Origin of the sequence: Achromobacter sp. SD115 (assembly GCF_017355315.1) — a bacterium.
In the GTDB taxonomy this organism is placed as follows: domain Bacteria; phylum Pseudomonadota; class Gammaproteobacteria; order Burkholderiales; family Burkholderiaceae_B; genus Achromobacter; species Achromobacter xylosoxidans_B.
Window position 1 is genome coordinate 36,869 of sequence record NZ_JADIJM010000022.1, and the last position, 15,992, is coordinate 52,860.

The 15,992-nt window shown below is 68.0% G+C and carries 10 protein-coding genes; 3 read left to right on the forward strand and 7 right to left on the reverse strand.

Going from position 1 to position 15,992, the window contains the following annotated elements:
* Positions 1–58 precede the first annotated feature (58 nt).
* Positions 59–772, forward strand: coding sequence for a metallophosphoesterase (locus tag IPU70_RS25505; RefSeq protein WP_207471854.1), 714 nt, complete (start codon positions 59–61; stop codon positions 770–772).
* Between the two features lie 36 nt (positions 773–808).
* Here the strand turns inward: IPU70_RS25505 and IPU70_RS25510 are convergent, their stop codons facing one another.
* Together IPU70_RS25510 and IPU70_RS25515 are read right to left on the reverse strand one after the other, a co-directional pair.
* On the reverse strand, positions 809–3,400 hold the full coding sequence (locus IPU70_RS25510) for a penicillin-binding protein 1A (protein ID WP_207471701.1): 2,592 nt from the start codon (positions 3,398–3,400) through the stop codon (positions 809–811).
* Positions 3,401–3,647: 247 nt separating this feature from the next.
* Positions 3,648–4,448, reverse strand: coding sequence for a helix-turn-helix domain-containing protein (locus tag IPU70_RS25515; protein WP_013392970.1), 801 nt, complete (start codon positions 4,446–4,448; stop codon positions 3,648–3,650).
* A 170-nt stretch (positions 4,449–4,618) separates the two neighbouring features.
* Between IPU70_RS25515 and IPU70_RS25520 the strand changes: the two genes are divergently transcribed.
* Entirely contained in the window at positions 4,619–5,863 is a 1,245-nt protein-coding gene (locus tag IPU70_RS25520) for an MFS transporter (protein WP_207471703.1), read from the forward strand.
* 67 nt (positions 5,864–5,930) lie between these two features.
* Here the strand turns inward: IPU70_RS25520 and pgaD are convergent, their stop codons facing one another.
* The 4 genes from pgaD to pgaA are packed head-to-tail and all read right to left on the reverse strand — an operon-like array spanning position 5,931 to position 12,236.
* Positions 5,931–6,377, reverse strand: a complete 447-nt coding sequence (gene pgaD / locus IPU70_RS25525) for a poly-beta-1,6-N-acetyl-D-glucosamine biosynthesis protein PgaD (RefSeq protein WP_207471705.1) — start codon at positions 6,375–6,377, stop codon at positions 5,931–5,933.
* Entirely contained in the window at positions 6,374–7,714 is a 1,341-nt protein-coding gene (gene pgaC, locus IPU70_RS25530) for a poly-beta-1,6-N-acetyl-D-glucosamine synthase (RefSeq protein WP_013392973.1), read from the reverse strand. The genes pgaD and pgaC overlap by 4 nt, the downstream gene beginning before the upstream one ends.
* Entirely contained in the window at positions 7,711–9,744 is a 2,034-nt protein-coding gene (pgaB, locus tag IPU70_RS25535) for a poly-beta-1,6-N-acetyl-D-glucosamine N-deacetylase PgaB (RefSeq protein WP_207471707.1), read from the reverse strand. The genes pgaC and pgaB overlap by 4 nt, the downstream gene beginning before the upstream one ends.
* A gap of 20 nt (positions 9,745–9,764) precedes the next feature.
* The gene (gene pgaA, locus IPU70_RS25540) at positions 9,765–12,236 is read right to left on the reverse strand and encodes a poly-beta-1,6 N-acetyl-D-glucosamine export porin PgaA (protein WP_207471709.1); all 2,472 of its coding nucleotides are present in this window, start codon (positions 12,234–12,236) and stop codon (positions 9,765–9,767) included.
* Between the two features lie 552 nt (positions 12,237–12,788).
* On the opposite strand from pgaA, the gene IPU70_RS25545 reads away from it, so the two are divergent.
* Entirely contained in the window at positions 12,789–14,000 is a 1,212-nt protein-coding gene (locus tag IPU70_RS25545; protein WP_207471710.1) for a GGDEF domain-containing protein, read from the forward strand.
* Here the strand turns inward: IPU70_RS25545 and IPU70_RS25550 are convergent.
* On the reverse strand, positions 13,990–15,906 hold the full coding sequence (locus IPU70_RS25550; protein ID WP_207471712.1) for a S9 family peptidase: 1,917 nt from the start codon (positions 15,904–15,906) through the stop codon (positions 13,990–13,992). The two genes, IPU70_RS25545 and IPU70_RS25550, sit on opposite strands and share 11 nt — an antisense overlap.
* Positions 15,907–15,992: the final 86 nt, after the last annotated feature.

A 15,992-nucleotide genomic window follows, 5' to 3' on the forward strand; every position in this document is an offset into this window, starting at 1 on the left:
CTTGAAAGCGGGTTAAAAAGAGGGATCCAGCACCAACCCAGTGGCAGTCCTGATCATCATGGAGCAGCGTTTTCTCAAAGTTCCGCGCAACCCGCTAGGCCGCGATTTCGCGGTGGGCGATTTGCATGGGCATTTTTCCCGCCTGCAGGAAAGCCTGGACCAACTGGGCTTCGATCCGTCCCGGGATCGATTGTTTTCCGTCGGCGACCTGGTGGACCGCGGCCCGGAAAGCGAGGCCGCGCTGGAGTGGCTGGCCCGGCCCTGGTTCCATGCGGTGCAGGGCAATCACGAGGATTACGCGATCCGCCACGTGCGCACCGGGCAGGTGGACGTGGACAACTGGCGCGGCTACGGCGGCGGCTGGTTCCTGGACCTGCCCCGGGATCGGCAGCAGGTGTTCGCCGAGGCCTTCGCGCAATTGCCCATCGCCATCGAGGTCGAAACCCTGGACGGCGCGGTGGGGCTGCTGCATGCCGATTGCCCGGTGCTGTTCTGGCCGCGGCTGGAATCAGCCTTGCAAGACCGCTACCGGCGCACCAGCGCCGCCTGTCAGTGGTCGCGCGACCGCCTGCGGCAGATGGACCGCACCGGCATCCGCGGCGTGCGGGCGGTGGTGGCGGGGCATACGCCGGTGCCGGCGCCGCTGCTATTGGGCAACGTCTATCACATCGACACCGAGGGCTGGAAGTCCGGCTATTTCACCTTCCTGGACCTGGAATCCCTGCGGGCCTGGCCGCGCGAGGTCGTGACCGAACTCGCGGAGCAGGAATAGCAGGCTTGAATTCCCGGCGGCTGGCGCCGGGAACGCTCACAGCGGCCGGGCGGCCACCGGTCCGGCGCCGCTGACGGCGCTGGCGCGGGCAGGGGTGTCGGCGTCCACGCGCGGCACGGGGATGGGCGGGATGACAGGCGCGTTGCCGGCCGGTGCGCCGCCTGCGGGCGCCACGGGGACGGGCAGGGCGACTGGCGGTTGGCCAGCGCTGCTCTGCGGCACGGCGCCGCTGGGCGGCAAGGGCTTGACCGAAGTGTCCACGCCGTCCGTCGAACGGTTGTTGTTCAGGAAATCGGTCAGCGCATCGCCCGAGGACAGGTCCAGCGAGGCCACGGCCTGGCCCGGCGGGAATTCCGAGAAATAGTATTCGCCGTTGTCCACGAGCAGGCCGTCCGGCCGCGGCGCGGGCTTGGTTTCGGGCACGCCCTTCAAGGCCGGCTGCATGTAGTCCAGCCAGGTGCTCAGGGCCAGGCCGCTGCCGAATTCGTTGGTGCCCAGCGACTTGGGCTGGTCAAAGCCCATCCAGACCGTGGTGGCCAGGCCGGACGTGAAGCCCGAGAACCAGACGTCCACGGCCTCGTTGGTGGTACCGGTCTTGCCGCCGATGTCGTTGCGCTTGAGCACCTGGTGCGCGCGGGCGGCGGTGCCGCTGACCGTGACGCCGCGCAGGATGTCGTCCATGACCCAGGCGGTGCGGGGATCGATGGCGCGCGCCTGCTCGTCGCCGGCAACCACCGGCTGCGCCTTCATCAACACGTTGCCTGAGCGGTCCGTGACGTGGTCGACCAGGTAGGGGGTGACGCGGTAGCCGCCGTTGGCGAATACGCTGTAGCCGTTGACCACCTGCAGCGGCGTGGCACCGCCCGCGCCCAGCGCCAGCGGCAGCACGGCAGGCCAGCGCGACTTGTCGAAGCCGAAGCGGGTCAGGTAGTCCTGCGCATACTGCGGCGAGATGGCCTGCAGGATGCGGATCGAGACCATGTTCTTGGAGCGCATGAGGCCCTGGCGCAGGGTCAGCATGGGCTCGTACTTGTTGCCGTCGTTCTTGGGCTGCCAGGCCTTGGAGCCGGTCTGCTCCGCGGTCAGCATGAAGGGCTGGTCGGAGATCTGCGTGGCCGGGGTCAGGCCGCGTTCCAGCGCCGCGGCGTAGACGAAGGGCTTGATGTTGGAGCCGGGCTGGCGCCAGGCCTGCGTCACGCGGTTGAAGCCGCCGCGGTTGTAGTCGAAGCCGCCGATCATGGCGCGGATGGCGCCGTCCTGGGGCACCATCGAGACCAGCGCCGCCTGCAACGTCGGCATGTTGATGATTTCCCAGCTGTCGCCGTTCTTGTGGATGTAGACCACCGAACCGCGGCGCAGGCGCTGGCTGTCGCTGGCCTTGGGGTTGAGCGCGCGGGCCACCACTGCCAGCGCCTTCTTGTCACTGATGGTGATGATGTCGCGGGCGCTGCGCGCCAGCGTTACTTCGGTGGGGCTGGCGGCCAGCACCACGGCGGTCAGCAGGTCTTCGCTGTCAGGCGTCTTTTCCTGCACGCCGTCCAGGATTTCATCCAGCGCGGCCGCGTCCTGCTCGACGCCGTCGGGCAGGTCGATCTGGTCTTCCGGCCCGGGATACACGGCGCGGCGGGTGTAGTCCATGACGCCGTCGCGCACGGCGCGGTAGGCGGCTTCCTGGTCCTTGGAATCGATGGTGGTGTAGACATCGATGCCCTTGGAGTAGGTCTGTTCCTGGAACACGCCGTACATCAGTTGGCGCGCCAGTTCGGCCGGGTAGTCGCCATGGATGGCGAAGCCGCGCGCGCTGGCGCCGTCCGCGCCGCGGATCGTAAGGCGCTGTTTGAGCGCTTCATCGGCCTGTTCGGGCGTGAGGTAGCCCAACGTTTTCATGCGGCCCAACACGTAGTGTTGGCGGATCTCGGCGCGCGGGAAATTGGTGATGGGGTTGAAGCGCGACGGCGCCTTGGGGATGCCGGCGAGCATCGCGGCCTCGGCCGGCGTCACTTCCGACAAGGGCTTGCCGAGATAGGTGCGCGAGGCGGCCGCGAAACCATAGGCGCGGTGGCCCAGGTAGATCTGGTTCATGTAGAGCTCAAGGATCTGGTCCTTGGAAAGCTCGGATTCGATCTTGAAAGTGAGCAGCAGCTCGTAGAACTTGCGCGAATAGGTCTTTTCCGACGACAGGTAGAAGTTGCGCGCCACCTGCATCGTGATGGTGCTGCCGCCCTGGCTCTTGGAACCCTTGACGAGGTTGGTCAGCACCGCGCGCGCCACGCCCATCCAGTCGACCCCGCCGTGGCTGTAGAAACGGTCGTCCTCGGCCGCCAGCACCGCCTGGCGCATCACGGGCGGGATCTCGTCAAAGCGCAGTACGTTGCGGTGTTCTTCGCCGTATTCGCCGATCAGCACCTTGTCCGCCGTATAGATGCGCAGCGGCACCCGCGGGCGGTAGTCCGTCATGGCGTGCAGGTCGGGCAGGCTGGGCCAGGCCAGGGCCAACGCCAGGCCGAGCGCGATGCCGCCGCACACGGCGGCGCCGCCGGCGGCTACGCCAGCCTTGATCAGGATTCGTTTCCAGGGGAGGCCCGGTTTGCCGCCCGGGGTGGCGGAGGATTGCTGGGGGGTGCTCATTGCAGGCGATTCTAGGGCAGAACGCTATAGACCGCCCAGGGAGCAATAAGGTTTCGGTAACCAAACTTGCCCGGGGGGCGGAAGCAGCGTAAACGCCGGGGGAATTCAGGGACGGGTTCTAGCATACGCCGGGCGCGGCTTTGTCGCGGTGCTGCGCTGCGGGAACGCACTGAAATGTATTGCGGGCCGTGACAAACGGCAAGTCCGGTTGCACGCGTCAGCCGCTTTTCAGTCAGCCGTTCCTCAGTCAGCTGTTCTTCAGGTAACCCTGAGGTGGGGCGCCCAGCGCCCGGTGGAACATTGCCGAGAAGGCGCTGGCGCTGCGGTAGCCCAGGTCGGAGGCGATGCGCGCGACCGGCACGCCCTGCGACAGCCGGCATACCGCCTCGGCCAGCCGGACCTGCTGCACCCATTGCCGGTAGTTCAGCCCGAGCTCTGCCTGGAACAGCCGGATCAGCGTGCGGGCGCTGGCGCCGACTTCGTCGCCCCAGTCCTCGATGCCGCGCTGCAGCCCGGGGTCGTCCAGGATCGCCGCGCAGATGGTCTGCAGGCGGCGGTCGCGCGGCCAGGGGATCTGCAGCGGCGCGACGCGCGCGGCGGCCAGCTCGGACAGGACCAGGGCGGCGATCTGCTCCGCCCGGCCGCCCAGCGGGTACTCGATGGGTTCGGCGGTCAGCGCCAGGATCAGTTCGCGCAGCAGGCCGCTGACCTCGACCACCTGGCATTGCGGCCAGTAGCCGCAGGCGGTCTCCGCTTCGAGGTAGAGCGAGCGCATGGACACGGCGCCCACCATGTCGACGCCATGCGGCACGCCCGCCGGCACCCATAGCGCGCGCAGCGGCGGCAGGGCCCAGAAGCCGCTGGGCGTGGTGACGCGCATCACGCCTTCGACCGCGTAGACCAGCTGGGCGCGCGGGTGGGAATGGGTGCCCGTCCGGGTGCCGGGCGGGAATTCCTTGGCCATGGCCGTCACCGCGCGCGGCCGGTGCTGGTAGTCCTGCGGATTGACGCTGCGGGTGGGGTCGGTCAAAAGCAGTCGGGCGGGCATGCGTGTCACTTCCGGCGTAAGGATGAGAGAGGCGGCTCAAGAGCGGTTTCCGTATTTTGTCACTTAAACGACGGAAATTGGCATATGGGATCCGGCCCGGATTCCTACACTGGCAGCAGGTCCCGGCACGGTGCCGGGCATGCTCATCCCCTTATTCGCGTCCGTCGCTCATGAATCCACCCCAGAACCCTGCCGCCGGCATCGCCGACGCCAACACGGCCCCGCCGCCAGCCGCCTCGTCGGATCCGTCCACCGCTTTCAAGGTGCTGGGCGCGATCAGCGTGGCGCACCTGATGAACGACATGATCCAGTCGATCCTGTTGGCCATCTATCCCATGCTGAAGGACTCGTTCAGCCTGTCGTTCGCGCAGATCGGCCTGATCACGCTGGTCTACCAGCTTGCGGCCTCGCTGCTGCAGCCCTTCATCGGTTTCTACACGGACCGCAATCCCAAGCCGTATTCGCTGCCGGTGGGCATGGGCTTCACCCTGGTGGGGCTGCTGCTGCTGTCGATGGCGCCGTCGTTCGGTTGGCTGCTGGTGGCCGCCGTGCTGGTGGGCACGGGTTCGTCGGTGTTCCATCCGGAATCTTCGCGGGTGGCGCGCATGGCGTCCGGCGGGCGCCACGGCCTGGCGCAGTCGCTGTTCCAGGTGGGCGGCAACGTGGGCTCGGCGCTGGGGCCGCTGCTGGCCGCGCTCTTCATCATTCCGCACGGACAGCGCAGCGTGGCCTGGTTCTCGCTGGCGGCGCTGTTCGGCATTGTGGTGCTGACCGGCATCGGCCGCTGGTACAGCGCCAACCGCGTCCGGCTCAAGCCGCGCGCGCGGCGCGAGGGGGCCGGCCACGGGCTGTCGCGCAACCAGGTGCTGGGCGCGCTGGCGGTGTTGGGCGTGCTGGTGTTCTCCAAGTATTTCTACCTGGCCAGCCTGAACAGTTACTTCACTTTCTACCTGATCGACAAGTTCGCGCTGTCGGTGCGCGAGGCGCAGCTCTACCTGTTCCTGTTCCTGGCCGCGGTGGCGGTGGGCACGGTAGTGGGCGGCCCGGTTGGCGACCGCATCGGCCGCAAGATCGTGATCTGGGTGTCGATCCTGGGCGTGGCGCCGTTCACGCTGCTTTTGCCCTACATGAACCTGTTCTGGACGGGCGTGCTGGTGGTGATCATCGGCATGGTGCTGGCCTCGGCTTTCTCGGCCATCGTGGTCTACGCCCAGGAGCTGGTGCCGGGCAAGGTGGGGATGATCGCCGGCCTGTTCTTCGGCTTCGCTTTCGGCATGGGCGGCGTGGGCGCCGCGGCGCTGGGCAAGCTGGCCGACGCGACCAGCATAGGCTACGTGTACCAGGTCTGCGCCTATCTGCCCTTGCTGGGCGTGGTGGCGATCCTGTTGCCGAATGTGGAGAAGGCGCGCCGCTGAGCGCGGGCGCCAGGCCGGGTAGCGGGAAGGCCGCGCGCGGCGCCCGCTATCCCGTAGCGGGGGGGAGTCAGCCCGCCCGCAAGGCGCTCAGGTGAGGGCGGCCCATTTCGATGCCGGTGATGTCTCCGCTCGCGCCGTGGTGGATGATGCAGGTATGCGCCGACCTCACCTGCATCAACTGCGCCGGACTGATCGCGAAGCTGCTTGCCACGCGGCGGTCGCCCACCGGCTTGATCGGCTTGCGGCGGTCGCGGCCGGCGAACTTGCGGTGGTTGTAGACGGCCCAGGCCACCAGCACGCCGGCGTTGACCAGCGCCAGCAGGGCATAGCCCCACAGCGTGTGCACGGTGGGCAGGAACACCGGCCACAGCGAGACATCGGGGCCGCCCGCGGCGGCGCGCAGGATCGCCAGAATGCCGGCGCCGAACAGATACACGAAGGCGAACCAGCCGATGGCGGTCAGGACCAGGTCGAACAGATAGCCTGCGCGGGAACGTTGCGTGGTGATGATCATGACGTTGCGTCCGGTGATTTGATGCCCCGGTCCGGGCTGGTCCAGCGCGCGCGGCGGGCCTGCTTGCGGAGCATGACTTTGGGGAAGCTGACCAGGGTGGTGAACAGGCTCACCATCCAGAAGGCCAGCGGATACCAGATGACCCAGTACAGCGAGCGGGCGAGGCCCGGCTCGTAGCGGCGGTCGATCAGGATGCTGACGACGAACTGCAGCAGGCAGACCACCGCCAGCATCATGCCGGTGAAGGCGGGCGGCATCAGGCTGGCGATCTGCATGTTGTTGGGCAGCGTGATCACCTGGCTGAGGGCCCACAGCAGCACCGACACGCCAAAGGCGAAGGCCCAGGCGGTGGACAGGCAGAACTCGGCCATCAGCGGCCACAGGCGGCGATGGCGCCAGACCCAGATGGAGCGCAGGTTCTTCAGGAAGACCTCGGCGCCGCCCTGGGCCCAACGCAGCCGCTGCTTCCACAGTCCGCGCAGGGTTTCGGGCATCAGGATCCAGCACAGGCCGCGCGGCTCGTAGAAGATCGACCAGTGGTCGCGTTGCAGCTTCCAGCTGATGTCGATGTCCTCGGTGATCATGTCCAGGCTCCAGTAGCCCACGCGGTCCAGCGCCGCGCGCCGGAAGGCGGCGACCACGCCGGACACCGTGAACACCTGGCCGTAGACGCGCTGGGTGCGCTTGATCAGGCCGATGATGGACGAGAACTCACCCACCTGGATGCGCCCGATCATGGTGGAGCGGGTGCGGATGCGCGGGTTGCCCGTGACGGCGCCCACGCGCGGATTGTCGATCAGCGGCGCCACCAGGTAGGCGGCCGCGTCCGGGTCCAGCATGGCGTCGCCGTCGATGCAGACCAGGTATTCGCTGCGCGCGGCCATGGCGCCCATGCGCAGCGCCATGGCCTTGCCCTGGTTCTGCGCCAGGTGCACCACGCGCAGCCGCGGATGGGCGGCGGCCATGCGGTCCAGCATTGCGGCGGTGCCGTCGCTGGAGCCGTCATTGATGGCGATGACCTCGATGTGCGGATAGTTCTGGCCCAGCGCCGCCAGCAGCGTCTCTTCGCCGTTGTCGGCCTCGTTGTAGCAGGGCACCAGGATGGACACCAGCGGATTGCCGGCCAGGGCCGGCGGCTGGCTGTCCTTGCCCCATTTCCAGTGCCGCTCCCAATGCCACCAGAAATAGATGCCGCCGGCCATCCACATGCCGGACATGAACAGCGGATAGAAGAACACGAAGCCCAGCAGCGCCTCGCCGGTCAGCATCAGGGTGAAGCCGAAGGGCGCGCCAAGCACCGCGCAGAGAATCAGCAGAGCAATCAGACGGTCTATCATCGGAGGGGATACCAGGCTTCGGAAATGGCGGGCCGGATGCCTTGCAGCCGGGGCTGGTCTTGCGAGAAATCGTCGGGGTAGTAGCCGAAACTGCGCGAGCCGCGCAGCTGCAGCCGCTTCATCCAGCCGGCCAGCACGGCCGTGTCGACCGGCGTGGCTTCTGGGCGGCCGGGGCCGGTGCGCCAATCGCGCGCCTGCAGTTCGAACACGGTCCTGTCCAGCGCGCCGGGGCGCTGCGCGACGGTGTCGACCAGCCGGTCCAGCCAGGCGTTTTCCTTGCCTGCCGGCACGTTCTCCATCAGCGGCATCGCCATCGGCGCGGTCCAGTCGTAGGCGCCCAGGAAGTCGTCCAGGTTCTGCGCGAACCAGGTTTCGCTGCCGGGGTTCAGGATGGGTTCGGCGAAGATGTTGCGGGCGGTCTTGATCTGCGGGCCGCGCACCGCGCGCACCCGTTGCGTCAGTTCCGCGGTGAAGTCCACCAGCGCGCGGCTCTTGTAGCGGGTCCAGCGTTGCAGGGTGTCGGGATCCGCGCGCAATTCGGCGATGCTGCCTGGCAGGCCCGCGGCCCGGTAGGCGGCCAGCGCGCCGGGGCTGGCGTCCTCGAAGTCCGACAGCAGCGCGTCGTCGTGGAACAGGATGCCGTCGAAGATCGCGTAGCGGGACAGGTCTTCGTACAAGTCGCCGATGCGCGTGCGCACGGTGGCGTCGAACGGCGACAGGCGGCGGTATTGGTCGGGATCCGGCTCTGGCTGCACCTGGCCTTCCTGCCAGCGCGTGACGCGGGGCAGGGCGGGATCCAGGTCGAAGGACAGCACCGGCATCCAGGCGTAGACCATCACGTTGGCGCGGTTGTGCAGCTGCCAGGCGGCGCGGTTGAACAAGTCGGCGCGCATCGGCAGCCAGCGGTTGGGGAAGTAGACCGACTTCACCAGGCCGTCGCCCACGGGGTCCGAATAGGCCTGCAGGAACACCGTATTGATCTGCATGTCCAGGATACGCTGCACCAGCTCGCCCAGGTTGCGGTCGGTCTGCGCCGGGTCCGGGTCGTAGACGTAGTCCAGGTCCACGTGCGCCACGCGCATGAAGGGCTGGGCCTCCATGCCAACCACGCTGTTGGCGAAGGGCTTGAGCGTGGGGTCGCTGGACAGCAGCAGGCGCGGCGTGGACATCAGGCGGCCGACGCGGCCCGGACCATCCTCCAGCGTCAGCGCCAGCTGATAGCCGTGCTCGGCGGTGATGCGCAGGGTGGAACCGCCTTCGGCGCCGTAGGGCCAGACCCACACGCGCGGCTTCTTGCCGGTGACGCGGCGGATCTTCTCGGTGATGGCGGCGACGTCGCCGCCCATGCGGGCCTCGAATTGCGCCTCGGTCTCGTAGCGGCGGGTCTGCGCGTCGTACGCGCGGATGGCGGCGGCGGGCTCGGTATTGCCTTGGGGATTGGCCAGCGCGCCGTAGTGCGAGGCGTTGGTGTGCGCGGCGATCTCCACCAGTCCCGAGCGCGAGATCTCGCGGATCTCGTCCCAGTTCAGGAAGCGTTTGCGGTCCTCTGGGCTGCCGCCGAAGTCGACGCGCTGGTCGGCCGGCGTATCCATCCAGATACCGACCGGCGCCAGCAGCGCGGGCCATTGGTAGGCTTTCAGGATGGGCAGCACGCGGGTGTAGAAGCTGCGGTAGCCGTCGTCGAAGGACAGCAGCACGGCGCGTTCGGGCAGCGGCTTGCCGCCCTGGCGCGCGGCCAGGATCTGGTCCACGGTCACGGCCTGGTAGCCGTTGGCGCGCAGCCAGGCCAGCTGCTCGACCAGGCGGTCGGTGCGCACGCTGAGAAAGCCCTGGTCGGGGTCGTCGTCTTCCACGTCGTGGTAGGCCAGGGCCAGGAACTGGCCTTGGACCCAGGGCTGTTCGGCGGGGGCGAGCGGGCGCTGGTCCGGCGGCGTGTAGACGGGGATGTCCTTGGCGCAGGCGGTCAGCGCCAGGATCGCGAGCAGCAGCAGGCCGGCCAGGATCAGGCGGGTATGGGTTTTAAGCATCATGGCGTTACTCGGTTCCGGGTTCAGAAGCGGTACGTCAGGTCGAACACGATGCGCAGTTCGCGCTCGCGTTCGCCGTCGTACGGGCGGCTGGTGCCGGTGATCATGGCGCCCATGTCGAGGACGTCGTTGGCGCGGTAGCGCTGGCCGTAGCCCAGCGCGATGACGCCGCCGGTGCCGTAGCCTTGCTGGGTGTAGGTGCCCGCGCCCAGGGTGCCGATCTGCTCCCAGGCGGTCTCGTAGCGGCGGTACAGGGTGTGGGTCAGGCGCACGCCGGGCAGCAGCATCAGGTCCGAGCGCGGATTGAAATAGGGCACGTTGCTGTCGTGGCTGTTGCGTTGCGTGGAGGCCTCGAACTCCAGGTCCGCCCACAGGCGCGGCGCGGTATAGACGCGTTCGCGCCCGGCCAGGCCCAGCGCCCAGCGGTTGTTGCCGTCGCTGAAGTGCGAGGGCGACAGCGCCAGCGTCCACTCGCGGCGCTCGTCGGCGCGCCAGCGCACGAAGGCCGACAGGCTGTTGGACGTGATGCCGCTGGTGAGCGCGCGCAGCGGGGTTTCGCGCGACATGATTTCGCCCGAGCCGCCCACCTGCCAGTGGTCGTCCAGGTCGTAGGCGGCCGACAGGCGCACACCCGGCTTCACGCCGTGGCCGTAGTCATGGGTGGAGACTTCGCCTTCGACGGTGAGGTCGCGGCCGCGCCATTCCACGCCGGTGCGCAGCCATCGGTAGTTGCCGCGGCCTTCCTCGAAGTCGCCGGAGGCGTAGCCGCCGCCGCCGAAGACCCGCCAGTTGTAGTCCAGCGGAGAGGAGTACAGCACCGCGTCGATGCCGAAGTCGCCGCTGCCGGTGACCGGGCTGTCCGAGGCCAGGCCGCGGTAGCCGTTGATGCGCAGCTCGGCCTTGTTGTGCACTTCCCACTCGCGCGCCAGGCGGCGGCTGGTCAGGTTCTCGGGCGAGCGGGTGATGGTGTCTTGCGACAGCGCTTCGGCCTGGCGCCATTCTTGCAGGTCCAGGGCGGTGAAGCCCTGGCCGTTCTCCACGCCCAGGCTGCGCGGCGCCAGGGTTTCGGCCATTTTCAGCTCGGTTTCCGAGGCGCGGGGCAGTGAGCGGGCGCGGTAGACCGTGGCCAGGTCGCTGCGCAGGCCCGAGTTGTTCGGGGCGTTCTCGACCATCTCTTCGAGGCGCTGCTGGGCGGCGACGGTGTCGTTGGCCTGCAGGCGCGCCGAGGCCAGGGTTTGCCGGCTTTCCAGGTTCAGGTCGTTGGGCATGCGGGTAGCCTGGCCCTTGTAGTACAGCCAGGGGGCATAGCCCGATTCGACGCCATCGGTGACGGCGCCGGTCTCGTTGAACTGCTCGCCTTCGGCCAGCGAGTAGTAGAGGCCGGTTTCGGTCGCCAGCCGCTGTTCGGCATCGTCGCCGCGCAGGGCGTCGTCGGCCGCGACCTGGCGATAGATGTCGCGGGCGCGTTCGGGCTGGCGCAAGTACAGGTAGGCCGAGGCCACGTCGTTCAAGGCGTAGCGCGGCACCGTGGCGCCCTCGGCCAGCAGGGCTTCGTATTCGCGGACCAGATCGGCCATGCGCACGCGGACGTGCAAGGCGTGCAGGCGGTCGATACGAGCGCGCAGCGCGTCGGCGCGGGCGTCGTCCTGCTGCTGCCAGGCTGGAATCAGTTCGTCGTAGCGGGCCAGGGCGCGGTCGGCCAGCACGAAGCGCTCGGCTTCCGAGCGCGTGGGCATGGCCGCCAGCCGTACCTGCTGGGCCAGCGCGTCGGCCTCGAAGCCGCGCATCTGGCTGGCGTCGAACAGGTCCTGATGGCGCCGCGCCAATTCCAGCGCTACATCCGCCATGCGGGCACGCTGCAAGGCATGGATGTACTCGCGCAACACGTAAGGGGTGTTGGGCGCTGCGGCCAGGGCCAGGTCGGCCTGGTGCAGCGCTTCGTAGGGCTCGCCCTGGCGCGCATGGACATAGCTCAAGGCCAGCCGGGCATCGACATCGCGGGGATGCCGCTTGAGCCACTGCGCGGCTGCGGCGCGCGCCTCGGAGTAGCGGCCGGCGTCGGCCAGGGTCATGATTTCGCCGGCGCGAAAGGCGGATTGCCCGGGATGGCGGCGCGCGCCCGCCTGATAGGCGGCCAGGGCCTCGGGCCAGCGCTGCAGGTCGCGGTAGGCGCGCGCCACGGCCAGCTGGATCTCGGCGGGCAGCGCCGCGCCTTGCGGCAACTGCTCGTAGGCGGCGACGGCCTCGGCGGGCTTGCCGGCCCACCCCGCAATGATGATGTGGTCATGGATGGCGCGGCTGCCGCCGGCCGGGCCTTGCTGGCGCAGCATGGCCAGGGCGGGCTCGTAGTCGCCGGCTCGCGCCCGCGCGATCAGCGCGTCATAGTCGTTGCCGGGGGCGGCCAGGGCCAGGGCGGGAGCCAGCAAGGCGCAAGCCGCCAGCAGGCTCAGTCGTGGTCCAACGGCACCCGGAGGTGTCGATCCTCTGTTTTGCATCTGTTTTACTTCCGCAGTTGCTACTCGGGGCGTTCCTGATCCGGCCGGCCGAGCGCGTGCCTTTTGTCGGCGCGAGCCGAGGCGACGCGCAGCACAAAGGCGCCGGCGGCACGGGGAAGGAACACTTTTTGGTTAGGACTGCGCGGCGCCCGCTGCGGGGACCTTCGCACTCGCGCTATGGGAGTGCATGGCTAGTACGCGCCACGCCCGTAGGGCGTGATTGCGGCGCTCTACACGGCACCGTCAATGATCGAAATTATAAGTGTGTTAACTGTCAGGTAACTGTCAATTAGTGCAAAGGAAGGTTGCGCAGGCCTCGCCTTGGCGTATTCTTCGTCGCTTGCCGCGCAATCGTCTTGGCGCGGGCGGTAGAGGTTCAGGGCGAAACGGCGTGCGGCGACGGACGGGCGCCAGATAGTGCCGGTCTGTCGCCGCGCGGGTAACAAAAAGCGTCTGGAGTGGTGGGATGTAACGCCGCCAGATGTGTGAACCCAGTGCAACAGCAATGACGAGCGACGGCGCACGCCTGCGGGGCGTGTGCCGGCAAACACCATGACGACTTCTCTCTTCTTTCTGATGTGGGGCTTGGCCACGGCTCTGGCATTGCCATTGCTGGCGCCGTTGCGCGCCCGCGACGTGGGCGGCATCCGCGCGTTCACCACTGGCAACGCCTTGGCGGTGCTGTCGCTGCTCGCCTATGCGGCCTCGCAGATCCTGCCGCCCGGCGTCTATGTGATGGCGTCGAACGCGGCCTGGGTTTGCGCGGTCAGCCTGGTCTACGTGGGCGTGCGCCAGTTCTTCGGCCTGCGGCCGCTGGTGCGGCGCACGGCTGTCCTGGGCGGGCTCTGCATTGTTGCGTTCGCGCTGCTGCTGTACGTGGTGGATGACTTGCGCGCGCGCATGCTGCTGTTTTCCGCCTATACCTTCGCCGCCATGGTGGCGACGGGCCTGGTGTTCTTCCGCCAGCGCAAGCGGATCCAGACGCGCGGGGTGATGTTGTACCTGATGCTGGCGAGCTTCGGCCTGGCCGCGCTGCACGCCTTGCGCGTGGTGGTCTACAGCATCGGCGGGCAGGCCCCCTCATCGCTGCTCGACCCGACGCCCTGGGGGTTGTTCTTCATCGTGTGCGGAGCGGTGACCGTGCCCGGCCTGTTCCTGGCGCTGCTGCTGCTGATCCAGACCAGCCTGTCCGAGCGCATGGAGGCCGCGCTGACCTTCGACGGCCTGACGCGCGCGTACTCGCGCCGCAGCATCCTGGACGAACTGGAGCGCGAGCTGCAGCGCTGCAAGCGCGCCGGCGGCAAGCTGGCGGTGCTGGTGCTGGACATCGACCACTTCAAATCCATCAACGACCGCTACGGCCATGCCGCGGGCGACGCGGCGCTGCGCCATTTTTCACAGGTGGTGCAGCGGGCGGTGCGCGGCAGCGATCGCTTCGGCAGGCTGGGCGGCGAGGAATTCGTGCTGCTGATGTACGACTGTGATCCGGCCCGCGCGCTGGTGCAGGCCCAGCGCGTCTGCGATGCCCTGCGCGACACGCCTTTTCACCTGCAAGGCCGGGAAGTGCGCATGACCACCAGCGGCGGGCTGGCTTCGTATCAGTCGGGAGACAGCGCGGACGGCATCCTGGCCCGCGCCGACGACGCGTTGTACCGCGCCAAGGAACATGGGCGCGACCGCGTGGAGATGGCCTGGATCGGCCGCCCCGCGGGCCGCGCGCAGGAGCGCGGCCCGGCGGCGCTGGAGGAGGAGGTCAGGGCTTGAGATGTTCCTTCAGGAACTTCTCCATGGCTTCGTAGAACTCGAACTTGTTCTCGTCGTTGTGAAAGCCGTGGCCCTCGTTGTCCTTGACCATGTATTCGACTTCGACGCCGCGCGCGCGCAGCGCCTTGACCATCTGGTCGCTCTCGTCCTTGTTCACGCGCGGATCCTTGGCGCCCTGGGCCACGAACAGCGGCGTCTTGATCTTGTCCGCATGCAGCGCGGGCGAGGTAGCGGCCAAACGTTCGCGGTCGCGTTCCGGGTCGCCCACCATGTCCTGCATCTTGTCCAGCATGGGCTTCCAGTACGGCGGAATGGACTTCATGAACGTGAACAGGTTGGACACCCCCACGTAATCCACGGCGGCGGCGTACAGGTCGGGCGTGAACGCTACCCCGGCCAGGGTGGCATAACCGCCGTAGCTGGCGCCATAGATGCCGATGCGCTTGGGGTCGGCGATGCCTTGGCCGATCAGCCACTGCACGCCGTCGGTGATGTCGTCCTGCATCTTCAGGCCCCATTGGCCGAAGCTGGCTTCCCAGAAGGCGCGGCCATAGCCGGTCGAGCCGCGGAAGTTCATCTGCAGCACGCAGAAGCCGCGGTTGGCCAGGAACTGCACTTCGGGGTTGTAGCCCCAGCCGTCGCGCGCCCAGGGGCCGCCGTGCGGGTTCACGATGCAAGGCAAGTTCTTCGGATCGCGGCCGGCGGGTAGCGTCAGGTAGCCGTGGACGGTCAGACCGTCGCGGGTCTGGTAGCTGATGGGCTGCACGCGCGACATGTCCGCCTCGGGAATGGCCGGGTTGATGTCGGCCAGCTTGGTCAGCGTGTCGGCGGCCGCGTCGTAGATGTAGCGCGAGCCCGGCGTGCGGTCGTTGTAGGCGGCGACGATGAACTTGTCCTCGTCGCGGTTGGAACCCTGGATGGCGAAGTCGTAGCCCGTGAGCTTGGCCGACAGCTTCTTGAAGAGTGTCTCGCTCTGCTCGTCGAAGAATTTGTATTGCGGCTTGTCGGTCTGGTAGGCGGCCACCGTCAGCACACGGCGCTTGCGCGAGTACCCGGCGGAATCCAGGTCGACCGTGTCGGGCGTGAAGATCTCTTCCTCGGCCTCGGGCTTGGCCGGGTCGATCACCACCAGCGACAGCTTGTCGCGTCCGCGGTTGGACAAGGCGTAGAACTTCTTGTCGTCGAAAGTGAAGAAGGCCGGGCTCACGCTGGTGCGGTAGTCGGTGCTGATGAGCGGACGGAACTCGGACGATTCGTCGTCGCGGTAGAGCAGGGTGGTGTTCAGGCCGTCGCTGGCGACGGCGGCGCGCACCTTGCCTGCGTGGTCGGTCTGCCAGCCGACGATGTTGCCGGGGTTCTGCGCAACCAATACGGCCGCGCCGGTGTGCACGTTGACGCGGTAGACGTCGAAGACTTCGGGGTTGCGCTGGTTGTGGCTGATGAGGACGTGATCGGAGTCGTCTTCCAGATCGTCTTCGATGCCGGCTCGCACGCCTTCATAAGGGGTCAGGTCGGTGATCTTGCCCGTCTTGGCATTGACGGCCAGCACGTGGAAATTCTCGTCGCCGCCGAAGTCCTTTTGGTAGAGCACCACGTCGGCGCCTTTCCAGAAGAAGTTGCTGATGTCGCGCGCGGTTTCGCTGGTGAGCTGGCGGGGGTCTCCCACCGGCGTGCTGCCTTGCAGCGGCTGCACGTAGATGTTCATGCGGGCGGGCTTGCCGTCCACGCTGGTGGGCTGCATGAAGCCCAGCGTCCGGCCGTCGTCGGCCAGGCGGAAGAAGCCCCGTTCGGGGTTGCGGAAGAAATCCTTGAGGGGATAGGCGCGCGGCGGCTGCGCGGCGCTGGCGCCCAGCGATGCGCCGATGATGCCGGCGGCCAGGACGGTGCGCTTGAGGAATGAGAACAAGGGAGACCTCCGAGGTTGCCGCGGCCGGCGTTTGGGGCCGGCCGCCAGGTGGTCCGCCGATAATGCCATAGCGGCGCGGGCGGTGT